This is a genomic window from Bartonella sp. P0282 (assembly GCF_048452985.1).
In the GTDB taxonomy this organism is placed as follows: domain Bacteria; phylum Pseudomonadota; class Alphaproteobacteria; order Rhizobiales; family Rhizobiaceae; genus Bartonella; species Bartonella choladocola.
In genome coordinates this window covers 878827-901489 of the sequence record NZ_WTFO01000001.1, presented here as the reverse complement: position 1 = coordinate 901489, position 22663 = coordinate 878827, and the positions used below count along the sequence as shown (strand labels likewise).

The 22663-nt window shown below is 44.8% G+C and carries 20 protein-coding genes; 1 reads left to right on the top strand and 19 read right to left on the bottom strand.

The genetic code is table 11. The features are described 5' to 3' along the window. Window positions 1-140: 140 nt before the first annotated feature. The 7 genes from GQS64_RS04010 to fliF all read right to left on the bottom strand — a co-directional run bounded on the left by GQS64_RS04010 (window position 141) and on the right by fliF (window position 8631). Complete coding sequence (locus GQS64_RS04010; protein WP_077991072.1) at window positions 141-824, bottom strand: response regulator transcription factor; 684 nt, start codon at window positions 822-824, stop codon at window positions 141-143. Between the two features lie 278 nt (window positions 825-1102). After that, entirely contained in the window at window positions 1103-1672 is a 570-nt protein-coding gene (locus tag GQS64_RS04005; RefSeq protein WP_198230693.1) for a transglycosylase SLT domain-containing protein, read from the bottom strand. Beyond that, window positions 1629-3455: a flagellar hook-length control protein FliK gene (locus tag GQS64_RS04000; RefSeq protein ID WP_198230692.1), complete on the bottom strand. Its 1827-nt coding sequence runs from the start codon at window positions 3453-3455 to the stop codon at window positions 1629-1631. The genes GQS64_RS04005 and GQS64_RS04000 overlap by 44 nt, the downstream gene beginning before the upstream one ends. Beyond that, window positions 3452-4747 carry a chemotaxis protein gene (locus GQS64_RS03995; protein ID WP_198230691.1) on the bottom strand — a complete coding sequence of 432 codons (1296 nt, stop codon included), beginning with the start codon at window positions 4745-4747 and terminating at the stop codon, window positions 3452-3454. Before GQS64_RS03995 ends, GQS64_RS04000 begins: the two co-directional genes overlap by 4 nt. Continuing rightward, on the bottom strand, window positions 4744-6174 hold the full coding sequence (locus GQS64_RS03990) for a MotB family protein (protein ID WP_198230690.1): 1431 nt from the start codon (window positions 6172-6174) through the stop codon (window positions 4744-4746). Before GQS64_RS03990 ends, GQS64_RS03995 begins: the two co-directional genes overlap by 4 nt. Further along, a complete protein-coding gene (locus GQS64_RS03985) occupies window positions 6171-6917 on the bottom strand; it encodes a hypothetical protein (protein WP_198230689.1) in 747 nt (248 codons plus the stop codon). Before GQS64_RS03985 ends, GQS64_RS03990 begins: the two co-directional genes overlap by 4 nt. A gap of 37 nt (window positions 6918-6954) precedes the next feature. Continuing rightward, a complete protein-coding gene (fliF, locus tag GQS64_RS03980; RefSeq protein WP_198230688.1) occupies window positions 6955-8631 on the bottom strand; it encodes a flagellar basal-body MS-ring/collar protein FliF in 1677 nt (558 codons plus the stop codon). 368 nt (window positions 8632-8999) lie between these two features. On the opposite strand from fliF, the gene GQS64_RS03975 reads away from it, so the two are divergent. Then, window positions 9000-9365, top strand: a complete 366-nt coding sequence (locus tag GQS64_RS03975) for a hypothetical protein (RefSeq protein WP_077991058.1) — start codon at window positions 9000-9002, stop codon at window positions 9363-9365. 279 nt (window positions 9366-9644) lie between these two features. On the opposite strand, the gene GQS64_RS03970 is transcribed toward GQS64_RS03975, so the two are convergent. The 12 genes from GQS64_RS03970 to flgA all read right to left on the bottom strand — a co-directional run bounded on the left by GQS64_RS03970 (window position 9645) and on the right by flgA (window position 22658). Next, window positions 9645-10733 (bottom strand): flagellin, encoded by a 1089-nt coding sequence (locus GQS64_RS03970; RefSeq protein ID WP_198230687.1) that lies wholly within the window; start codon window positions 10731-10733, stop codon window positions 9645-9647. Between the two features lie 402 nt (window positions 10734-11135). After that, on the bottom strand, window positions 11136-12167 hold the full coding sequence (locus GQS64_RS03965) for a flagellin (RefSeq protein ID WP_198230686.1): 1032 nt from the start codon (window positions 12165-12167) through the stop codon (window positions 11136-11138). Between the two features lie 390 nt (window positions 12168-12557). After that, window positions 12558-13634, bottom strand: a complete 1077-nt coding sequence (locus GQS64_RS03960; RefSeq protein WP_198230685.1) for a flagellin — start codon at window positions 13632-13634, stop codon at window positions 12558-12560. 390 nt (window positions 13635-14024) lie between these two features. Continuing rightward, window positions 14025-15056 (bottom strand): flagellin, encoded by a 1032-nt coding sequence (locus GQS64_RS03955; RefSeq protein ID WP_198230684.1) that lies wholly within the window; start codon window positions 15054-15056, stop codon window positions 14025-14027. A gap of 392 nt (window positions 15057-15448) precedes the next feature. Next, window positions 15449-16489 (bottom strand): flagellin, encoded by a 1041-nt coding sequence (locus GQS64_RS03950; RefSeq protein ID WP_198230683.1) that lies wholly within the window; start codon window positions 16487-16489, stop codon window positions 15449-15451. Between the two features lie 402 nt (window positions 16490-16891). Beyond that, window positions 16892-17959 carry a flagellin gene (locus GQS64_RS03945; protein WP_077991048.1) on the bottom strand — a complete coding sequence of 356 codons (1068 nt, stop codon included), beginning with the start codon at window positions 17957-17959 and terminating at the stop codon, window positions 16892-16894. A 205-nt stretch (window positions 17960-18164) separates the two neighbouring features. Next, window positions 18165-18935, bottom strand: coding sequence for a flagellar type III secretion system pore protein FliP (gene fliP, locus GQS64_RS03940; RefSeq protein WP_198230682.1), 771 nt, complete (start codon window positions 18933-18935; stop codon window positions 18165-18167). Beyond that, on the bottom strand, window positions 18932-19426 hold the full coding sequence (locus GQS64_RS03935; protein WP_198230681.1) for a flagellar basal body-associated FliL family protein: 495 nt from the start codon (window positions 19424-19426) through the stop codon (window positions 18932-18934). The genes fliP and GQS64_RS03935 overlap by 4 nt, the downstream gene beginning before the upstream one ends. Window positions 19427-19604: 178 nt before the next feature. Next, entirely contained in the window at window positions 19605-20327 is a 723-nt protein-coding gene (gene flgH, locus GQS64_RS03930) for a flagellar basal body L-ring protein FlgH (RefSeq protein WP_077994443.1), read from the bottom strand. A gap of 14 nt (window positions 20328-20341) precedes the next feature. Beyond that, the gene (locus GQS64_RS03925; protein ID WP_077991044.1) at window positions 20342-20941 is read right to left on the bottom strand and encodes a MotE family protein; all 600 of its coding nucleotides are present in this window, start codon (window positions 20939-20941) and stop codon (window positions 20342-20344) included. Further along, on the bottom strand, window positions 20938-22200 hold the full coding sequence (locus tag GQS64_RS03920) for a flagellar basal body P-ring protein FlgI (protein ID WP_198230680.1): 1263 nt from the start codon (window positions 22198-22200) through the stop codon (window positions 20938-20940). The genes GQS64_RS03925 and GQS64_RS03920 overlap by 4 nt, the downstream gene beginning before the upstream one ends. Further along, window positions 22197-22658 (bottom strand): flagellar basal body P-ring formation chaperone FlgA, encoded by a 462-nt coding sequence (flgA, locus tag GQS64_RS03915; protein ID WP_077991040.1) that lies wholly within the window; start codon window positions 22656-22658, stop codon window positions 22197-22199. Before flgA ends, GQS64_RS03920 begins: the two co-directional genes overlap by 4 nt. Window positions 22659-22663 lie beyond the last annotated feature (5 nt).

Genomic DNA, 22663 nt, shown 5'->3' with positions numbered 1-22663 from the left:
TGAACAGTAAAATAAAATGATACGAACGAGCAGAATTTCAAAGCACCGGTCTCAAGAAAAAGGTTTACAAATTTGTCCTTATAAAGCCCAAAAAAAAGCCTGCGAAAACGCAGGCTTAAATCGCGTGGAGTTGCGATAAATTAATCAATATTCAAACTATAACCAAGAAAGCGCTTTGAATCGATAACATCGGTTCCAAGTTTTGCTTTCAATTTTTTACGCAATTTACTGATGTGGCTCTCGACAACGTTTTCTTCAACATCTGTGTCAAAGACACCATAAATTGCATTGAAAATCTGTGTTTTGTTTACACGCCGACCGTGATTGGCAACCAGATATTCAAGAATGCGACGTTCGCGACGGGGAAGGACAAAGTCTACACCATTGATCTTGGGATCGCGTCCGTCATTGAATACACTGATTGGCCCAAGAACAACTGCAGCATCCGATTTACGGATCTCGCCCCCCATGCGACGGCGAATTGCCGCAACACGAGCCAGAATTTCACGGACATGAATGGGTTTACGAAGTACGTCGTCAATTCCGGCCTGAAACAAAGCCAAGGTCTGTTCAAGGGAATTGTTTTCGGTAACAGCCAGTACGGGCGCGTCGCAGTGAGCACGAATTTTCTTTGGCAATTCGATACGATCTTTACAATCGCCAAGAAGAATCGCTTCGACTGCTGACATTTCCGATTTGGGGGCAGTTTCTACCCAATCATCAAAATCGGCAGATGATAAACCTGTTGCCGAGATGCCCTCCCGTGCGAACAAGGCAGAATAACCATCCGTCACCAGCTTACGTTCGTCTACAACTATTATCATGTCCCTATTCCTAATAAACGTCCTTACCAAATTCTGAAATTCCAGAACTTATTCTTAACAAGGACTTTTCTTTAAAATATCTTTCACCACGAAAATTACAAGTCGTTTTTAACTTTTCTTGCCGAGAATCTGCCATATTTTCCCAAAATTAGACTTCCTTTTTAACAATTTGCCGTTTCCGACAATTATTTTTTATATAAAAATCGTTTATTTTCATATACTTAGTTATAGTCAAGCACGTTAACCATAAAATTTAACCATGCTTATTAAAACGTCGTTTACAGTTCTCCACGACAAAACTGGCGCGAGGCTTGCGTCCATTTTCCGAAACCGGAAGCAATCATGTTTGCCATGACCTGACAGACATAACGCTTCTGTGCGGGATTATTATTCGGGCCGGCATGGTAACGGGCAACTGCCATGGTCCAACTTCCCTCACGTTGCCTTAATTCCTTAAGGAATCGCGCGGCATAATCGACATTGAGATGGGGCTGGAACATGGCTGCTACCGAGGGAAAGCGCTCTCCATGATAATAGTGGTTGATCTGCATACAACCGACATCAATCAGTTTTGCTCCGCGACGTTTTGCCTCATAAAAGATACGCAATGCTTGCGACTCATTTTGTGCAAAAACCGCTTTTCCATCAATATTAAGCGCATAGGGTTGAAGTGAGTCTTTGTTACCGGTTTCGGTAAGCCCCACGGCATAAAGAATTCCTAACGGAATATCATACCGTTTTGAAGCTTCAATCATTTCACCTTCACAAGCATTACCGGCAAAGGCTGTAGCCACAATCGGCGAATTAAACAACCAGACGGCGAGGATTGCGAACAGTACGTTCTTCATGGCCGCCTTCTTCCTGCAAGGGAGTGCCGGTAACCGGAAACTCGGTAAATGTCTGCCTTGACCCATTGTGCCCACCTTGTCCCTGCTGTCCGGAGAATTGCCGCTGCTGTCCGTTAAAATTCTGACCGCCATTATCCTGCTGCGACATTGATTGACCCGAATTGGTCGATTGTCCCTGTTGGACTGTTTGTGAACTTCTGTCGACGACCATAATTGTCAGACGCCCGTCATCATTAAAACCGGATTTTTCCAGTGCTTTATGCAAAGCATGGTGATCTGCGGCAAGAAGGCGTGCTGTTTCTTGTCGTTCAGCATGGATTTCGATATGCAGCCCATCACTTGTTTTGCGCAATCGTGCCTCGACCATGCCAAGATTTTCCGGATTAAGTTTGATACGGAGAACACGTAAATCACCGACTTGCCTATTTTCAGTTACCTCGACGCCGGTAATGCGCCCCAATTGTGTTTGATCTACCCCCTTCGGATTGGTCGTGGCTACTCTGTCGCCGATATTCAATGTCGAACCAGCCTGGGATTTTTCGGCCATATCTTCAAAATTTACCTGCTGTGAACCATTGACCGACGTCTGGTTGATATTGTTCTGTGTACGTCTCTCGCCGTTCAGTTTGCGTCCGGATACGGAACGGTCAGCACGGCTATCTGCCACTTCCGGAACAGCGTCATCCCGCCGGTTTCGAGTTTTACCGTCATTTTCAAGCGTAAATTCCGATTGTCCACGATCATCATCATTGCCGGTTGAAAGGTCGGCCTTACCCGCCAGTTTTTCATCGCCCTTGAATTTACCAAATGCTTCTGTTGCCCTTCCTTCCAACCCTGAAATTTGAGTTGCATCAGCATGGACTTCGTTTTTGTTACCATTCTGTTCTACGGCTGTAAGACGAAAATCCGTTCCATTTTTCACTGCCGGATCCGCAGTATTGTCTGAAGGATTTACCGCATTGTTTGACGAAACTACGGTTTTGTCAGTTGTTTGCGCTTGATCTATATCACCTGTCGTTTTATCTGCGCCAAGTGAATTGGTGTCGTTCGTGTGGTTGTCCTGATTGACAACTATGTGGTCAACCGTTGCCAATTGGCCAATGTCAGAGCCATGAGAATTTCCGGTGTTTTCTTGGCTGTTGCCGTCAACATCGTCCGATTTTTCATTTTTGCCCTTGGACGAATGCACTTTGTCTTTGGAAATAATTCCATTTAAACCGGATTGGTCGCGCTCTTCATCGTTTTTCAAATTCAAACCGGCGGCGTTTTTTTCTACTGATGAAGCGGCTTTTTGTTCATCCATCTGTTGAAGAATATCGTGAATAGCCGAAGTCGAATGGTCTTCCCGATCATCCGCTTCATGCTGAACAGATGTCTTCGCATTTTCTTGCTGTTTTTGCGGTTTATCGGACACACTGTTTTTTGCTTGTGAAGCGTTTTGTTTGGCAACCTCGTTTAAACGCCCCTTATCATTGTTGGCATTCTTGTCAGTTGCAAGTTCGTCATTGGCAGCCTTGTCAGTCGAGACTTTATCGTTATTAACTTTATCGGCATAGGATTTATCCGGATATGCTTTGTCCGATAAGGATTTATCAGACGCAACCTTTGCCGATTGCCTGTCGGTATCTTTCAAAGTTGCAGACCGGTCACCCTCATTTTTATGCAAGATCTCATCAAAACTTGCTTGCGATGATTGATCGGATTGAGCCGATTTTTTATTGTCGGCTTTCGGTTGGGTGTTGGCTGCAATAATGTTCGTAAAATCCCCCGAAATCACCATCATTTTTTCTCCAATAGTTTGTCTACATCGTCAATTTTCTTTTGAGTCTGCTGCATGAATTGATCAATTTCAGTGGCTGTCTTTTTCTCGTCTGCTTGTCCCGAAGAACTGGTCGTTGGCATTGGCAATGATTCTGCCGGTTTTTTCCCCACTTGATCGACGGGGACACCAACCGCTTCTTTCAAAGTTGATTGATCGTCAGTATCTTCATCTTCGTCTTGCTGTTTGGGTAAAATATTGGTGTCAAGCACAACACCTTTTGCAACAGCTTTTGCTGCCATTAATAATGGCCTATCTTTTTCCGGAAGACTGTTGACAGAAATCATTTTTAACATTTCGGCCGCGTCTTCGGCTGCGGTCGTGCCGGCAGAACTTGCTGCATAATAAAGGCGTGCGGAAGAATCATCGACATTGAGATTATGCGCAAGATCAAGAGCTTTTTCTGCACCGAAATGGGCACGCGGCATGCGCGCTTCGATCAATGCCGTACGACTGACTTTCAAATAAATAACCAACTGGATTGCGGCCGGTGCATAGCCTACAAAATCACTCAATTGCTGATCGTCCAGACGATTGTCCATCGCCGGTAGCGACGTTGCAAATTCCCGCCAGAATTCGTTGGCATAAGGCGATTTTGAAAACCGTGTTACGTAATTTCTCGTAAGTAGCTGAAACAGTTTTATATCGCCAATCATTGTTGCAACTTTTAACTGCCGACGTATTGCGGCTTCCTCGAACAATGACCCCGGAGCAACCAGTCTTACCCAGTTCAACCGCTCGGATGCTTTTTCCGGATCTGCGTCTGCAATATCCGTGACGGTGCTCAAAGTAATAGAAAGTAAGAGTGCCGCCGGAGCTTCGTCATCATTTTCAGGTAATTCGTCGAAAGCTTTCAGAAACCTGTCTTTCCTGTGATGGGCATAGGCGAGCGCACCAACAACATAATTTTTAGGAATAACTCCATCAGGAGCATTCTTGAGAATTGTTTCGACAACATTGGGATTTCCGCCATTAAAAAGATAGGTCAAGGCGGCAAAGAGATTTTGCGGGTTTTCCCATATGGAAGGATCCTCGCTCAGCATTTTCTGGCCAATATCGGCAAGCACACGCGGTTGCATTTGCAGCGCTCCCGGTTGACCACTTGCAATATCATCTTGCAGACTTTCCAATGAACGAACGAGTTGAACCGGACCAAGTGCGGAAGACTCGCTCATTTGCGCTTCAAGCGGAGATACAACAGTCAAAGGAACAGCAATTCCGGCACAGCACATTATTTTGAAAAAACGCTTCATCATTGTTTTTTCTCCACATTATTTGTGCCATTGGCCTTTTCACTGTCGGTATTGTTGTTTTTTTCTTCCGTCTCTCCTTGTGGCAAGCGCATGAATATTTCTATACGGCGATTTTCTGCGGCATATGGGTCGGCCTTATTCTTGAGTTCGCGGTCGGCATAACCCTCGACACGCAAAACGCGTTTTTCATCGAGCCCGCCGCGTACCAACATATAATAAGCCATTTGTGCACGCGAGCTTGATAATTGCCAATTGTCATAAGTCGCATTTCTATAGGGACGTGAATCCGTATGTCCTGCAATCACAACCTCGCCCTTTTTATTTTGCAAAATTTTTGCAACACCGGCCAGAAGATCAACCACTTTTTTATCCGGTTTGGCCGAACCGATGGCAAACATTCCGTAATGAGCCTGATCCATCAGTTCTATTGCAACGCCATCCTTGACCGTGACAACTCGAACCATAGGTTGTTGGGTACTTTTTGTATCCGTGATAAGCTTGCTAAGCTCGCCAGAAATTTCACGTACAACTTGTGGCAGAGATTTATCTTTTGCCGCTTCCTGGGGCGTTTCAGCCTTACTGAGCTCAACAGCCTGTTCCGGAGACTGCGCAGGATTTTCTACTTTTTCAGTTGCATTTCCGGACTTGCCCTTATCGGCAGTCGACTGGCCAGCCGTCTGCGCTTCCCCATTTACCCCGTTTTGCGGTTTATTCTGGTTAGCCGTATCTGTATTTTGCGGTGGTAAAGTCTCTTGTGCAGCCTGCATCGGTTTACCTTCATTACCTGCCACCGTCGGTTCACCTGTCTTAGGGGGCAAAGTGACACCCGGCTGACTCGGTAAATTGGGGTCACGCCCGCCGGAATTCTGGCTCGGACCGCCATCAGCTTCGGCTATTTCATGGGAAGCATTTTTGGTCCAATAATCCGGTGAAAAGGGATCGCGATAGGCTGTGCCTTCGCTTGCCCCTTTTTGTGACCCACCTTCAGCGTTACCACCCGTCCCTTTTTCAGGAGGTTCGGTTGCCGCATCATGTTCGGCAATTTTATCGAGCTCTTCATAAGGCTCGTTCATCATTTTTTGCTGTTCGGCACTGCTCTGGTTTTCGCTTTTTTCTTTTCCAACAGGTTCACCATGAGCTTCGTTACCCGACTTTTTATCGTTATCCCCGACAGCATCATTATCCTGAATACCCTTCGGATTTGTACGGCGATCAACCAGTTTGATAGGGTTGAAATAACTGGCGACAGCAGCTTTGGTTTCTTCGTTTGCAGCGTTGATAAGCCACATAACAAGGAAGAAGGCCATCATCGATGTCATAAAGTCGGCATATGCGACTTCCCATGCTCCACCATGATGTTCGCCTTCGCCTTGTCCTCCACGACGAACGATAATGATTTCATTATGGGATTCGGGCGTATCTGTACTCATTGTACCAGCCCTTTCAATTCTTTCATCACGGGTTCAAGGCGTGTGGCAATTACCTGATCGCCAAGTTCGAGGCGAATGTCGCCGGCATCGGTGGGGCGCAAAACAAACTTTGTTTTGTCAAAATCGGGGCGTGCTTCCAACGCTTTCAACAAATCCTTATTGCCTTGAAGCACAAGCGGCTGTTTTGCCGATATTGCTTCTTTGGCAATGCGCTTGGCAAAATCGTTTAACGCTTCATCATGCATTTGTTCGCTAATAAAGCCCCCAAGAACTTTTGCAACATCTTTGCTTATATCTTCAAGTATGTTGTCAAAGCCTTGTTTCAAGTCATTATCCAGATTAGCCGCAACTTCGGCAATGGTTTTAACTTTGAGTTCATCCAATTCTTTTTCATGACTGGCAATAAGAGAAGCTTTTTCTTCTGCAAATTTTGCTTCCAGTTCGGCTTTTGTTTTTTCTACCGCTTCGTCAACCGCTTGTTTTCTCAGCTCTTCAGCATTGACTTTTGTCTCGGTTACAAGAGAAGCTTCATCAAAATGATCTGCCGGTTCACTTTCAGCATGGTTGAAATCCACCATCTGACCGGCTTCTTCTGCCGGTTCGGGATCATGAACCGGAACTTCCGCATCCATCGGCAGAACCTCTACTTCGGTATCCGGAATCTGGCGCGGAGCAAAATCACTCAAAAAATGGGAAAGCGAGGCCGCCTTCTTGTTATCCATTTCTGTATTGCTATTGTTCATTGCGCTTGTCATCTTTCACCTGAGGTTTTGTTTGTGGTCAAGCTGCCTGAGCAGGTGTCCCTTTATCGCTATCTTCCTGAACCCACTCGCGTAAGACATTTGCAAAACGGTCTTCATCCATTGAAATCATCTGGTCAAGCCGGTTCTGCGGTGGAACACGCATACGGCTACGTAAATCCTGTAGCCCGTCCTCGTCCGGTATCATATTACCATCAAACCCCTCGTTTTTGCTAGCTTCATTCGGCAAAGCAGGCATATTCTCCGGTCCTGCCAAAGCACTTTCATTATTGTCGGCAAGTGCAAGCTGGTTGCCGTGCATTTCACGCATAAGCGGGCGTACACCAAGAAACATGATAAGCAAAACTGCAATGACAAGAGCTGCACCGTTTACAAGACCGGATGTATATTTCGACAATGATTGCCAGATCGGTGTTGCAACCGGCTGCATGTTTGCGTCATCATTCGCGACGAAATCGACCGCCGTTACGTTAATAATGTCACCACGATCAGGATCGAGCCCCGAAGCTGTCGCAACCATTTGACGAATGCGGTTGACCTGATCGTCAACATAGTTGGCAGGTGCCGGTGCGTCCTTGTCGCTGGGTTTCAATCTGGACCGGTCAATGACAACGGCAACAGCCAGTTTCTTGACGTTGAACCCGTCGCTTACAGTAGAAATTGTTTTCGAGTTGATCTCGTAATTGGTTGTCTCTTCACGACGGTCTTTTTTGTCGGAAGAATTTTCACCCGAACCACCGGCAATTTCTTCTTGCGGGATATTCTGTTCAACCCCGACAGAACCGTTATTCCGGTTGTTTTGACTGTCCCCCTGATCGCGAACACTACGAACGGAACGTGCAACCTGCGAATCGGGATTATAAATCGTTTCGTTGGTCTGGCGACGATCGGTATCCAATGCAACCTGAACACTGGTCTGGAAATGATCCATACCAAGATAAGGTGCCAGTTGTTTACGGATATTCTCGTCAATCTGTGCGGCAACTTGCCGTTCGAGAGATGCCATCATGACCGGTGCGCCATTCATCGCGTCGGTTCCGGAAGCTAAAAGCTTACCGCTTGTATCAAGCACGGTAACCGAACTTGCCTCCAGCGAAGGAATGGCAGCAGCCACCAATTGGCGAATTGACTGGGCAGATTCAGCGGCAAAATTACCGTCTGTGCGAATAACAACCGAAGCCGAAGGTTTTTGATTGGCACGACGGAAAGAACCTTTATCCGGCAGAACAATATGAACTCTCGCCGCTTTGACACCCTGCACAGCTTGGATTGTGCGTGCAATCTCGCCTTCCAATGCGCGTTGACGGGTGATTTCCTGCATAAAAGAAGTCAGCCCCAGAGAGCCCATATTATCAAAAAGTTCATAGCCGGCATTGTTCGATGTCGGCAAACCTTTTTCAGCCAAAAACATACGTGCTTTTTCTGCTTGCCCTACGGGCACTTGAACAGATGTTCCGTCGGAAGAAACATCAAAAGCAATGCCTGCTTCACCTAATGCCATACCCATACGGTTCACGTCATCACGAGTAAGCCCGACATAGAGTGTCTCGTATGTCGGACGGGTCAGATAAAAGCTTGAGAACAGAATCGTACCGAATAGTGCAACTCCGACCAGCCCCAGAGCTATCAGACGTTTAGCGCCCAATTTGCCGAGGGCCGAGCCAATTGAAGAAAACAGAGCCAGTATTCTATCCATGTATCTCTACCGTATAAGTTGGGTAAAAACCCGTTGGTTTTCATCAAGGATATAAACTTTAAAAGCTGATATATCCCTAACTTTACTTTGCACCTTAGAGGCTGAAGCTTGCGCGAGGATGAACAACAGGAAAACGCCGGAACCACACTTTGTCTAAAGCGACTTTATGGTTAATATTATTGTTGCGGTCGGATTGACGTGATCCCCGCAACGTGGCAATTTTATTGTCCTGTGTAAAACAGCTATCAATAAACTTTATTGTCCTGTGTAAAGCAGTTATCAATAAAAGTGTAAACAAGGCCGCAACATAATTTTTAATGTTGTCTCAACGGGGGATGGCTAATTGTTGTAAATTAAAAGGATAATCAATGTACCGCTTATTTTTTACAGCCGCTTTGTGTCTGCCACTTATTGCTTGCGGCGGATCAAAAAAGACCTGTAGTTCAAAAGACATATTGGATGCCCTTCATGACAAATTGGTCATCGGGATGAACTACCAAATTGGGGTGGATGGATATTATGACGGGCAAAAGGCAAAAATTACTTTAACAGACCCTCGTACTATAGGACCAAGCGGTGATTTTATGCGCTGTTCAATCGCCATGAAATTGACCCACTATGTCGATCCCAAGACGAATGTCCGCTATCCCACGCCTTTGGAAAAAACTGTTCCTATGCCCTATTCCTTTAAAAACGTCGATGCAATGATTACACAAATAAACGTTGCCCGATAAATGTCGTCAACCTTGCCTGTCGCTATTACCAGTTGTGCCTCTTTTTGTACCGGCAAATTGGCGAAAATTATAACGGCAAATTAACGTAAATTGCACAGAAGATAGATTATCGGGTCGCGCAATTTATGTTGTTATTTAACGGAAAAAAATAGTTACGTGAAATTGCGTACCGCTGATAGAATATGTTTTGCCATAAAAAAAAGCCGCGTTCTTCACGCGGCCTTTTTAATTGATGAAGCAACTCCGGTTGCAAATGCAACCGGAAGAGCATGATTGCTATTATTGACGGAACAGCGACAAGATGTTCTGGCTGTTCTGGTTGGCAATCGACAAAGCCTGAATGCCCAATTGCTGTTGAACCTGCAAAGAAGCAAGGCGGGCAGATTCTGCATTCATATCGGCATCAACCAGTGAACCGACACCTTTATCAACGGCATCCATCAACTTGCTGACATAGTCGATCTGACCTGTAACCTGTGCCTTTGCAGCACCAAGTGTTGCACCGGCAGTAGTAACATTAGACGTTGCAGTCGTGACTTTGCCCTGAACAGCTTTCAGGATGTACTCCATCGTTTCCGCATCCGCAGACGAAAGATCTGTGTTTACGAAGTCACTAACCGTTATTTTTTCAGTGATCTTCGTAACCTCTGCTAATTTGCTCGCAGGATCCGCAGTGTTACCAGTCTTTGCTTTTTCTACCTCTGCTTTATAATCTCCAATTGCTGTCTTGAGAGCTCCCACATCAATAGCAGGTTTGGGCTGATGAGTAGTATCGTCTGTGCCATTATTGGTTTTTCCAAAAATGTCCTTCAGTTGACCTTGGCTCAAATCGAATGTGCCGTTAGCACCCTTGGTTGCAAAGTTGAGTTCTTTACCGCCAACGTCGATCATATCAACATAAACAGCCGTGCCTTCACGACGATAGGAACCGGCAATACGGACTGACTCACCATTATTACCAAGAATGTTCTTTTCAGCCAAAGATGCCGAATAAACAGCGGACTCGATATCATTCATATTGGCTTTGATATCAGCCTGAATCTTTTTAATGTCGCCTGACCCTTTTTGATAAGCCGAGGTTAAAGATTTCTGGATGTTGTCAAGATATTCTTTCGATTTATCAATGGTTGCGTTAGCAACATCAATCTGGCTTTTACCCAAAGCCATCGCATCGGAAACAGAACTTAATGCACTACGGTCGGATTTCATCATGGATGAAATTGACCAATAAGCGGTGTTGTCGGATGCTTCGTTAATACGCAAGCCCGTTGAAACACGGCGCTGCGTTGTGTCCATATTATCGCCAATGGAACGCAGAGTTTGCAAAGCATTCATGGCGGATTGGTTGGTAAGTAGACTTGTACCCATAATAATTGTCCCTTCGGATTAGAATTTAACAGGGACATGCTGGCCAACCAGCGGGTGACAGAGCGGCTTCATGCCTATTAGCTTTACCGGTATTCTTTCAAATACCTCACTAACCTGTCACGACTTATATATAAGTTATATTTAATTAATTGTAAATATATTTTTAAAATATTTCAATATCTCGTCTATGACCACCCCGTTATTAAATTCATTGTTTTGTTTTTATTGATATTTTTTAAACTTTATCTAAAACTATAGTTAGTCGGCTTATGTTTTTGATTGGCTCTATACGCTGCAATAACAATCAGAATTTCACATAAAAAAGGCCGCGTCGAAAACGCGGCCTTTCTAATCAATGAAGCAATTCCGGTTGCATTTGCAACCGGAAGAGCATGATTGCTATTATTGACGGAACAGCGACAAGATGTTCTGGCTGTTCTGGTTGGCAATCGACAAAGCCTGAATGCCCAATTGCTGTTGAACCTGCAAAGAAGCAAGGCGGGCAGATTCTGCATTCATATCGGCATCAACCAGTGAACCGACACCTTTATCAACAGCATCCATCAACTTGCTGACATAATCAATCTGGCCTGTAACCTGAGCTTTCGCAGCACCAAGTGTTGCACCGGCGGTAACAACATCGGACGTTACTTTTGTAACGTTACCCTGAACACCTTTCAAAAGTGCTTCCATTGTTTTCGCGGAAACCTTGCTTAAATCGGCTTCAACAAAATCTTTAACAGTCATATACGTGGCAGCGGCAGCCAAGCCACGTTCTGCATTAGCTTTTGTTGTTTCATTTGCCGCATAATTAACCGCATTGACTAAACCACTAATCGTATACACTTTGTCTATGTCTTTTGCAAAAACAAGTTTCAAGACGCCGCCGGTCAAATCGAATTTACCATCAGTGGTCTTTTTGGCAAAGTTAAGGTCGGCACCGCCAACGTCGATCATATCAACATAAACAGCCGAACCTTCACGACGGTAAGAACCGGCAATACGGACTGCCTCGCCATTGTTACCAAGAATGTTTTTTTCAGCCAAAGATGCCGAATAAACAGCGGACTCGATATCATTCATATTGGCTTTTATATCAGCCTGAATCTTCTTGATGTCGCCTGGTCCTTTTTGATAAGCCGAAGTTAAAGATTTCTGGATGTTATCAAGATATTCTTTCGATTTATCAATGGTTGCGTTAGCAACATCAATCTGGCTTTTACCCAAAGCCATCGCATCGGAAACAGAACTTAATGCACTACGGTCGGATTTCATCATGGATGAAATTGACCAATAAGCGGTGTTGTCGGATGCTTCATTAATACGCAAGCCCGTTGAAACACGGCGCTGCGTTTTGTCCATACTATCACCAATGGAACGCAGTGTTTGCAAAGCATTCATGGCGGATTGGTTGGTAAGTAGACTTGTACCCATAATAATTGTTCCTTCGGATCACAAGTTTAACGGGAACATGCTGGCCAACCAGCGGGTGGAAGAGCGGCATCATGCCTATTAGACTTTCAGTTTTTTTACCCCTAACCTATCACAACTTATATGTAATATCTATATTATTAGTTATAAATAATATTTTATTATTAATAAAAAATACCGCCCATCAAGATCAATTATTTAACCATTACGTTATTTTTTTATTAACGTTTTTTACAATAGATATTGTTATATCCTTTTCAATAATAACTATTTATTCAACAAAAGGGCAGAAAAATATAAGGCAAAATTAAAAAAGGCCGCGTCGAAAACGTGGCCTTTCTAATCAATGAAGCAATTCCGGTCGCATTTGCAACCGGAAAAGCATGATTGCTATTATTGACGGAACAGCGACAAGATGTTCTGGCTGTTCTGGTTGGCAATCGACAAAGCCTGAATGCCCAATTGCTGTTGAACCTGCAAAGAAGCAAGGCGGGCAGATTCTGCATTCATATCGGCATCAACCAGTGAACCGACACCTTTATCAACGGCATCCATCAACTTGCTGACATAGTCGATCTGGCCTGTAACCTGAGCTTTCGCAGCACCGAGTGTTGCACCGGCAGTAGTAACATTAGACGTGGCACTTGTGACTTTGCCCTGAACGGCCTTCAGGATGCGCTCCATCGTATTTGCATCCACAGACGAAAGATCTGTGTTTACGAAGTCGCTAACTGTTATTTTGCTAATGATTCCGTTAATTTTACCTTCGGCTTCTTTTTTTTGATCGGCTGTAGCACTCGACGAATTCAGTGTTGCAATATTTTCGTTGAGGGTTTTTACATCAATAGGACCTTTGGGTTTGCCGTTGGGGTCAGTGCCATCAGCCGGGGTGGTTTTTCCGAAAATGTCCTTCAGTTGGCCTTGGCTCAAATCGAATGTGCCGTTAGCGCCCTTGGTTGCAAAGTTGAGTTCTTTACCGCCAACGTCGATCATATCAACATAAACAGCCGTGCCTTCACGACGATAGGAACCGGCAATACGGACTGACTCACCATTATTACCGAGAATATTCTTTTCAGCCAAAGATGCCGAATAAACAGCGGACTCGATATCATTCATATTGGCTTTGATATCAGCCTGAATCTTTTGGATGTCGCCTGGTCCTTTTTGATAAGCCGAAGTTAAAGATTTCTGGATGTTATCAAGATATTCTTTCGATTTATCAATGGTTGCATTAGCAACATCAATCTGGCTTTTACCCAAAGCCATCGCATCGGAAACAGAACTTAATGCACTACGGTCGGATTTCATCATGGATGAAATTGACCAATAAGCGGTGTTGTCGGATGCTTCGTTAATGCGCAAGCCCGTTGAAACACGGCGCTGCGTTGTGTCCATATTATCACCAATGGAACGCAGAGTTTGCAAAGCATTCATGGCGGATTGGTTGGTAAGTAGACTTGTACCCATAATAATTGTCCTTTCGGATCACAAGTTTAACGGGAACATGCTGGCCAACCAGCGGGTGACAGAGCGGCATCATGCCTATTAGACTTTCAGGTTTTTCTTTACCCCCTAACCTGTCACAACCTATATATAATATATATATTATTAGTTGTAAATACTATTTTATTATTAAAAACAATACCTCACTCAAAAATCAATTGTATAACCATTACATTATTGTTTTTATTAACGTTTTTACAATAGATATTGTTATATTCTTTTCAAGAATAACTATTTATTCAACAAAAGAGAAGAAAAATATAGGGCAAAAGAAAAGGCCGCGTCGGAAACGCGGCCTTTTTATCAAATGGAGCAATTCCGGTTGCATTTGCACCCGGAAGAGCATGATTGCTATTATTGACGGAACAGCGACAAGATGTTCTGGCTGTTCTGGTTGGCAATCGACAAAGCCTGAATGCCCAATTGCTGTTGAACCTGTAAAGAAGCAAGGCGGGCAGATTCTGCATTCATATCGGCATCAACCAGTGAACCGACACCTTTATCAACGGCATCCATCAACTTGCTGACATAGTCGATCTGGCCTGTAACCTGAGCTTTTGCAGCACCGAGTGTCGCACCGGCAGTAGTAACATTAGACGTTGCTTTTGTAACGTTACCCTGAACACCTTTCAAAAGTGCTTCCATTGTTTTCGCGGAAACCTTGCTTAAATCGGCTTCAACAAAATCTTTAACAGTCATATACGTGGCAGCGGCAGCCAGTTTACCTTCTGCTGTATTTCGTGTTGCGTCATCTGTCGCATTATTAACATTAGAGACTAAATCACTAATCTTCTGATCTGTATTTATGTCTTGTGCAAAAACAAGTTTCAAGACGCCGCCGGTCAAATCGAATTTACCATCAGTGGTCTTTTTGGCAAAGTTAAGGTCGGCACCGCCAACGTCGATCATATCAACATAAACAGCCGTGCCTTCACGACGATAAGAACCGGCAATACGGACTGCCTCGCCATTATTACCAAGAATGTTCTTTTCAGCCAAAGATGCCGAATAAACTGCGGACTCGATATCATTCATATTGGCTTTGATATCAGCCTGAATCTTTTTGATGTCGCCCGGCCCTTTTTGATAAGCCGAAGTTAAAGATTTCTGGATGTTATCAAGATATTCTTTCGATTTATCAATCGTTGCATTAGCAACATCAATCTGGCTTTTACCCAAAGCCATCGCATCGGAAACAGAACTTAATGCACTACGGTCGGATTTCATCATGGATGAAATTGACCAATAAGCGGTGTTGTCGGATGCTTCGTTAATACGCAAGCCCGTTGAAACACGGCGCTGCGTTGTGTCCATATTATCACCAATGGAACGCAGAGTTTGCAAAGCATTCATGGCGGATTGGTTGGTAAGTAGACTTGTACCCATAATAATTGTTCCTTCGGATCACAAGTTTAACGGGACATGCTGGCCAACCAGCGGGTGACAGAGCGGCATCATGCCTATTAGACTTTCAGGTTTTTCTTTACCCCCCTAACCTGTCACAACCTCTATGTAATATATATATTATTAGTTGTAAATACTATTTTATTATTAAATAACAATACCGCACTCAAAATCAGTTGTATAACCATTACATTATTGTTTTTATTAACATTTTTACAATAGATATTGTTATATTCTTTTCAAGAATATCTGGTTATTCGAAAATAGACGTAAAAACATATGAGGCAAAAGAAAAAGGCCGCGTCGAAAACGTGGCCTTTTTAATCAATGAAGCAATTCCGGTCGCATTTGCAACCGGAAAAGCATGATTGCTATTATTGACGGAACAGCGACAAGATGTTCTGGCTGTTCTGGTTGGCAATCGACAAAGCCTGAATGCCCAATTGCTGTTGAACCTGTAAAGAAGCAAGGCGGGCAGATTCTGCATTCATATCGGCATCAACCAGTGAACCGACACCTTTATCAACGGCATCCATCAACTTGCTGACATAGTCGATCTGGCCTGTAACCTGAGCTTTTGCAGCACCGAGTGTTGCACCGGCAGTAGTAACATTAGATGTTGCAGTCGTGACTTTGCCCTGAACAGCTTTCAAAAGTACTTCCATTGTTGGCGCGGAAACCTTGCTTAAATCGGCTTCCACAAAATCTTTAACAGTCATATCTCCGGCAGCGGTTCTCAACTCTGTTTCTGCATTAGATATATCGTCTGCAGTTGCTCCTTCTTTATTAATCTTCCCGAGTATAGCACTAATCTTTTTATTCTCGTCTGTGTTTATGTCTTTTGCAAAAACAGTTTCCAAAACACCTTTGGTCAAATCGAATTTACCATCAGTGGTCTTTTTGGCAAAGTTAAGGTCGGCACCGCCAACGTCGATCATATCAACATAAACAGCCGTGCCTTCACGACGATAGGAACCGGCAATACGGACTGACTCACCATTGTTACCAAGAATGTTCTTTTCAGCCAAAGATGCCGAATAAACAGCGGACTCGATATCATTCATATTGGCTTTGATATCAGCCTGAATCTTTTTAATGTCGCCTGACCCTTTTTGATAAGCCGTGGTCAAAGATTTCTGGATTTTATCAAGATATTCTTTCGATTTATCAATGGTTGCATTAGCAACATCAATCTGGCTTTTACCCAAAGCCATCGCATCGGAAACAGAACTTAATGCACTACGGTCGGATTTCATCATGGATGAAATTGACCAATAAGCGGTGTTGTCGGATGCTTCGTTAATACGCAAGCCCGTTGAAACACGGCGCTGCGTTGTGTCCATATTATCGCCAATTGAACGCAGCGTTTGCAAAGCATTCATGGCGGATTGGTTGGTAAGTAGACTTGTACCCATAATAATTGTCCCTTCGGATTAGATTTTAATAGGGACATGCTGGCCAACCAGCGGGTGACAGAGCGGCTTCATGCCTGCCAGTTTTACCGGTATTCTTTTCAATACCTTACTAACCTGTCACAACTTATATATACGTTATATTTAATTAATTGTAAATATATTTTTATAAAAATAATATAAACCTTATTTTTATTTGCAACATACGCTTATCTCTATGTTTTTATTGATATTTTTTAAACTTTATATAAAACTATAGTTAGTCGGCTTATGTTTTTGATTGGCTCTATACGCTGCAATAACAATCAGAATTTCACATAAAAAAAGGCCGCGTCGGAAACGCGGCCTTTTTAAATTGATGAAGCAATTCCGGTCGCATTTGCAACCGGAAGAGCATGATTGCTATTATTGACGGAACAGCGACAAGATGTTCTGGCTGTTCTGGTTGGCAATCGACAAAGCCTGAATGCCCAATTGCTGTTGAACCTGCAAAGAAGCGAGGCGGGCAGATTCTGCATTCATATCGGCATCAACCAGTGAACCGACACCTTTATCAACGGCATCCATCAACTTGCTGACATAGTCGATCTGGCCTGTAACCTGAGCTTTCGCAGCACCAAGAGCTGCACCGGCAGTAACAACATTAGACGTTGCATTCGTGACTTTGCTCTGAACAGTTTTCAGAACCTGTTCCATCGTTGCCGACGAAACTTTACTGAAATCGGCATCAACAAAATCCTGAACGGTCATATCCTTGGCAGCCTTAGTAATGGCGTCTTGAGCCGCTGTTACATTTTTCCTATCATCGTCAGTGGCAGTATCACCTTTTGCTGCAAGATCAGCCTGAGCTTTTTGAAGATCATCGTCCAATTTCGCAAAATCCGGTGCAGTTTCTGCTTTCCCGAAAACGTCTTTCAAGACGCCTTTGGTCAAATCGAATGTACCATCGGCGTTTTTAGTTGCAAAGTTAAGGTCGGCACCACCAACGTCGATCATATCGACATAGACATTCGATCCTTCACGACGATAAGAACCGGCGATACGGACTGACTCGCCACCATTACCAAGAATGTTCTTTTCAGCCAAAGATGCCGAATAAACAGCGGACTGAATATCATTCATATTGGCTTTGATATCAGCCTGAATCTTTGCAACATCGCCTGAACCTTTTTCATAGGCAGTGGTCAAGGATTTCTGGATGTTATCAAGATAATCTTTCGATTTATCAATGGTTGCGTTAGCAACATCAATCTGGCTTTTACCCAAAGCCATCGCATCGGAAACAGAACTTAACGCATTACGGTCGGATTTCATCATGGATGAAATTGACCAATAAGCGGTGTTGTCGGATGCTTCGTTAATACGCAAGCCCGTCGAAACACGGCGCTGCGTTATGTCCATACTATCACCAATGGAACGCAGTGTTTGCAAAGCATTCATAGCGGATTGGTTGGTAAGTAGACTTGTACCCATAATAATTGTCCCTTCGGATTAGATTTTAATAGGGACATGCTGGCCAACCAGCGGGTGACAGAGCGGCTTCATGCCTATTAGCTTTACCGGTATTCTTTCAAATACCTCACTAACCTGTCACACCTTGTATTTAGTCGGCTTAGCAATAAAAATAAAGACCTTTTTGGAAATTTTTTTTAAAAATCGCCTTTCGAGGCAATTTCATTCAGCTAAAAGAGCGGATAAGGCTTCCTACAAGCAAATTCCAACCGTCAATCAAAACGAAAAAAAGAATTTTAAAAGGCAATGATATGACGGTTGGCGGCAACATCATCATACCCATAGACATTGTCAAAGTCGCAACGACGAGGTCGATAACCAGAAATGGCAAGACAATGAGAAAACCGATCTCGAAACCACGCCGCAATTCGGAAATCATAAAAGCGGGCACCAGAACACGGTAATCGACCTGTTCTCCCGACCCCACCTGAAATGAAGGGTCTGCGAGGTCGACAAAAAGATCAAGGTCCTTTTCCCGCACCTGACTAAGCATGAACTCCCGAAACGGTTGTCCAATGCGTTCTGCCGCTTGCTGCTCATTGATCTGGTTATTCATGAGCGGTTGCACACCACTGGTCCAAGCCTGATTGAAGGTTGGTGCCATAACATAAAATGTCATGAACAAAGCAAGCGAGATCATGACCAGATTGGAAGGCGCTGTTTGCAAACCGAGGCCGGAACGCAAGAGTGAAAAAGCAATGGCAAAGCGGGTAAAGCTCGTAACCATTATGAGCAAGCCCGGTGCAACAGATAAAACCGTCAACAATCCGAACAGTTGGACAATGCGTCCGCTCATCGACGTACCCGCCTGAGGCAACAGGTTTGAAAGAGAATTGGCGGCCGCCCCTTGTGAAGCCGCAGTGCTTGCTTCCTGGGCAAAGGCCGAACCAATGCCGATCATAACTATAACAAGACTGAACAGAAAAAGGCGTTTCATTGCTCGACCACCAAACTGGAAATCAGCACATTGGTGACTTTGCCTTTTGAACGCGTACGCGCTCTTTCAACAAGATCTTCACGCAGATTCATAAGCCCCGAAGCACCCTTGATCTGGGCAATCGTACTGTTTCTCAGAAATGCCAGAAAATCGTTGGAAATTTCCGCCGCGACGGATGGCGACAACACTTCGCCCGGCTGGGATACAAGCGAACATTCCACACGAATCCATGCATTGTTCGGTGCTGCCATATTGGTAAGAATAGGATTTAAAACTGTAACACTGCTATTTGAAGCGATTGTATCTGCCGTTTTTTCCGCTTCATTTTTTTGTTCGACGGGAGGGGGAGCAATTTCTTTGCCGATCTGTGTTCCCAAAAACCAGCCGCCGCCTGCTGCGACCAAAGTCAAAATAACACCGGCAACAAGCAGCGTTTTGACACCGCTGTCTTTCTTCTCTTTTCCGTCGCCTTTTGCAGGTTCGCCAGCCATAAAAACCTCTTGGGTTAAAAATTAAAAGGCATTTGCACTTTAACTATAGTTTATTATCCTAACCGGAAATACATGAATAAACCTTAAAGCACCATGCTTTCAAGACTTTATCGCGGATAATAAAGGCAGGAAGCCGGTTGAAAACCGAACTCCCTGCCCGAATATCCGGTCAATCCTATCAGAACGGAGAGATCTGGTTCAAAATCTGTTGTCCATAAGGCGGCTGTTGAATTTCACTCATACGACCGCGCCCACCGTAGGAAATACGGGCTTCGGCAATTTTATCATATTCGATCGTATTGTTACCGGTAATATCACGCGGACGAACCACACCGGCAACATTGAGAACACGCAATTCGTAGTTGACACGGACTTCCTGTGAACCGTTGATAACGAGATTACCATTTGGCAAGACATCTGTGACAACCGCAGCGACTGATAGTTTGATGTCTTCCTTACGTTCAACTTTTGCATCACCCTTCGAGTGGGCGGTGGAATCACCGTTCACACTACCGCTATTCTTGCCGATAAGCGGATAGGTTGCCCCCAACGTATATTTGCCATTGGCATCACGTTTCAGATCGCTTTTGTTGTTCATGTTTGCGCGGTCATTAATCAAAATCAGCACAGTGAGCACATCACCGGGTTTCATGGCGCGAGGGTCACGATAAAAGCTGTTCGACGAAGAGCGGTAAAGCGAATATTTGCTTTCTTTCGGCTTGGTCGGGTAAATATCCGGATTCATTGACGGTGCATAACCGAGATCTGCCCGAACCGGCGAAAAATCAGGCACCGAGTTGAAATCCTTTGTATTGTAAGAACAGCCAGAAAGCGCAACCGTTGCCAGAACGACACTGATAAGCGCGACTCTTGATTTACGGGTGTCTAAAAGTTTTTTCATTTGTTCAACTTTCATCATTGGCCTGCTTTTACAGCCTTGGGTGCCGGTTTGTTTTCCGGCGGTAATTTTTGTGCACTGACCAGAACCTTGGTCAAATTTGCCGACTTTTCCGGTGGCAATTCATTCATGATGGCGCTCGAAACACGCGGCGTCAGTTTCAGCATAATGGCAGCAGCAGCAAAATCATCAACCAGCGCCAATTGGGCGGCTGCCGCATCCGGACGCATTTTGGAAATAATATTGACCAGCGAATCCTGTGCTTTGGCCAAAAACTCGTTCCGTTTATTCAGCCAGTTCTCATATTCCTGACGTTTTTCTTCCAGAACTTTTATACGATCATCAATTTGCGTGCGTAATTGTTGCAATTGCTGGCTTTGCAATTCAAAACGGGCATCCGCCGCCTGACTATCAATGTTACCGCAGAATTTTTCAATTTCATCCTGCGAGGCATTGGCAGAGGGAAGTGTGCGCTGTGCCGACGGGGCTGAAGGAACTGTTGCAGATTTATTTTGAGTGGCTGTATTGCCTGCCTTCTGTGCAAGAGCAGTGTTAACAAGCCCGAAAAACGGAACCAAACCCAGAACTGCCAGAACTTTACGCCGCGATCTCATCATTGAACCACAAGCTCCGCATGAAGTGCACCAGATGTTTTTATCGCCTGAAGGATAGCAATGATACCGGTGGGCTTAACGCCAATCTGGTTTAACCCTTTGACGAGATTATCAAGATCGGTTCCACCAAGAATACCGATATTGGAGGTTTGCTCATTTGCGTCGACTGCCGTTTGTGGCACTACAACTGTTTCACCGTTTTCACTGAAGGGTTCAGGTTGTGAAGCATAAGGCGTTTCGGTAACACGAACTGTCAAACTGCCGTGAGAAATTGCAACGCGCGAGACACGAACCTTTTCGCCGATGACAACTGTGCCGGTGCGTTCATCAACGACAACGCGGGCAACTTCGTCTGTCGGAATGGGAAGCCCCTCGATTTCTGCAATGAAACGGGCAGCCGAAATGCTGGCGGGTTTTTTCAAAACGACCGTTTTTGCATCGCGTTCTTTGGCAACACTTTGATGATAGCGTTTATTGGCAAAAACATTGACAAGATCGGCAACACGAATAGCGGTTGAAAAATCCGGATTATGCAATTCCAGAACAATATCGGCATCGCGGTTGAAGTTTCCTTCGACTTTGCGTTCGACCAGCGCGCCATTCGGAATACGACCTGAAGTCGGAACACCCTGTGTTACGCTCTCGGCAGCTCCTTGTGCAGCAAAACCGGAAATAATCATATTACCTTGTGCAACAGCATAAGTTTCGCCATCGGCACCGAGAAGCGGTGTCATAACCAGTGTACCGCCTTGTAAGGACTTGGCATCACCAAGCGAGGAAACGCTTACGTCAATTCTTGAACCGGGCGTTGCAAATGGTGGAATATCGGCCGTAACGATAACAGCGGCAATATTGTTTGCACGCGAAGCACCGGCTGGCGGGCTAATGCCCAGATTGTCCAACATGGCACGCAAAGATTGTTCGGTGAAAGGTGAATTACGTAGCGAGTCGCCTGTACCGTTAAGACCGATAACGAGACCGTAACCGACGAGCTGGTTTTCACGAACACCCTGAATTTCTGCAATATCTTTCAATCTGGCAACAACACCGGGGCGTGAAAGATCGGAATAGCGCATCTTTGCCGGATCACCACCCGACCCGAGCCATGATGCATCAGAGGCCGCTTCGGAATTGAAATGGCGTACATTGCGGCCACCTTCATCGGCAAATGCGGGCATAACCCCCATCAATAAAGCCGCGACAAGTCCTAACGAACGACCAATCTTTAACGAACGACCAATCCCAAACGAACGACCAATCATTGCCCACCTACCCTGACACTACCGTCAGATAAGACCGTACCGCTCACAATACGACCGGAATCGACATTGCGAACCTTGATAAAATCGCCTGCACTACCTGGCTCCATAGAAACGCCCGATGCAGTAATGACGAGGTCACCGGCATTGAAAACCAGTTTTGTATTTTGACCACGTTCGACCAATACCGGATCGCCCAGAGCTGACAAGGAAATCGGCCGGCCTGCCGGCAATGTCCGTTTGGCCACTTTGTTCAAAGCCTGCTTGACATCTGTTACATATAACGGTGCGGCATCGACTTTGATGTAAAACATTCTTTCGCTGAGACCGACATTGCTTACCGGTTGTCCTGCATAAACCGTTGTGGTCGGAACGAGAAAGCCTATCCTATCCGCATAAGCTTGCGTTATCGACGCGGTCGACAACAATAAACCAGCAATAAGGAGAGAAAGCTTTTTCATTTTAA

Excerpts from the sequence above, each read along its gene's own strand:
- GQS64_RS04010 (WP_077991072.1), bottom strand. The coding sequence starts at position 824 with ATGATAATAGTTGTAGACGAACGTAAGCTGGTGACGGATGGTTATTCT.
- GQS64_RS04005 (WP_198230693.1), bottom strand. The coding sequence starts at position 1,672 with ATGAAGAACGTACTGTTCGCAATCCTCGCCGTCTGGTTGTTTAATTCG.
- GQS64_RS04000 (WP_198230692.1), bottom strand. The coding sequence starts at position 3,455 with ATGATGGTGATTTCGGGGGATTTTACGAACATTATTGCAGCCAACACC.
- GQS64_RS03995 (WP_198230691.1), bottom strand. The coding sequence starts at position 4,747 with ATGATGAAGCGTTTTTTCAAAATAATGTGCTGTGCCGGAATTGCTGTT.
- GQS64_RS03990 (WP_198230690.1), bottom strand. The coding sequence starts at position 6,174 with ATGAGTACAGATACGCCCGAATCCCATAATGAAATCATTATCGTTCGT.
- GQS64_RS03985 (WP_198230689.1), bottom strand. The coding sequence starts at position 6,917 with ATGAACAATAGCAATACAGAAATGGATAACAAGAAGGCGGCCTCGCTT.
- fliF (WP_198230688.1), bottom strand. The coding sequence starts at position 8,631 with ATGGATAGAATACTGGCTCTGTTTTCTTCAATTGGCTCGGCCCTCGGC.
- GQS64_RS03975 (WP_077991058.1), top strand. The coding sequence starts at position 9,000 with ATGTACCGCTTATTTTTTACAGCCGCTTTGTGTCTGCCACTTATTGCT.
- GQS64_RS03970 (WP_198230687.1), bottom strand. The coding sequence starts at position 10,733 with ATGGGTACAAGTCTACTTACCAACCAATCCGCCATGAATGCTTTGCAA.
- GQS64_RS03965 (WP_198230686.1), bottom strand. The coding sequence starts at position 12,167 with ATGGGTACAAGTCTACTTACCAACCAATCCGCCATGAATGCTTTGCAA.
- GQS64_RS03960 (WP_198230685.1), bottom strand. The coding sequence starts at position 13,634 with ATGGGTACAAGTCTACTTACCAACCAATCCGCCATGAATGCTTTGCAA.
- GQS64_RS03955 (WP_198230684.1), bottom strand. The coding sequence starts at position 15,056 with ATGGGTACAAGTCTACTTACCAACCAATCCGCCATGAATGCTTTGCAA.
- GQS64_RS03950 (WP_198230683.1), bottom strand. The coding sequence starts at position 16,489 with ATGGGTACAAGTCTACTTACCAACCAATCCGCCATGAATGCTTTGCAA.
- GQS64_RS03945 (WP_077991048.1), bottom strand. The coding sequence starts at position 17,959 with ATGGGTACAAGTCTACTTACCAACCAATCCGCTATGAATGCTTTGCAA.
- fliP (WP_198230682.1), bottom strand. The coding sequence starts at position 18,935 with ATGAAACGCCTTTTTCTGTTCAGTCTTGTTATAGTTATGATCGGCATT.
- GQS64_RS03935 (WP_198230681.1), bottom strand. The coding sequence starts at position 19,426 with ATGGCTGGCGAACCTGCAAAAGGCGACGGAAAAGAGAAGAAAGACAGC.
- flgH (WP_077994443.1), bottom strand. The coding sequence starts at position 20,327 with ATGAAAAAACTTTTAGACACCCGTAAATCAAGAGTCGCGCTTATCAGT.
- GQS64_RS03925 (WP_077991044.1), bottom strand. The coding sequence starts at position 20,941 with ATGATGAGATCGCGGCGTAAAGTTCTGGCAGTTCTGGGTTTGGTTCCG.
- GQS64_RS03920 (WP_198230680.1), bottom strand. The coding sequence starts at position 22,200 with ATGATTGGTCGTTCGTTTGGGATTGGTCGTTCGTTAAAGATTGGTCGT.
- flgA (WP_077991040.1), bottom strand. The coding sequence starts at position 22,658 with ATGAAAAAGCTTTCTCTCCTTATTGCTGGTTTATTGTTGTCGACCGCG.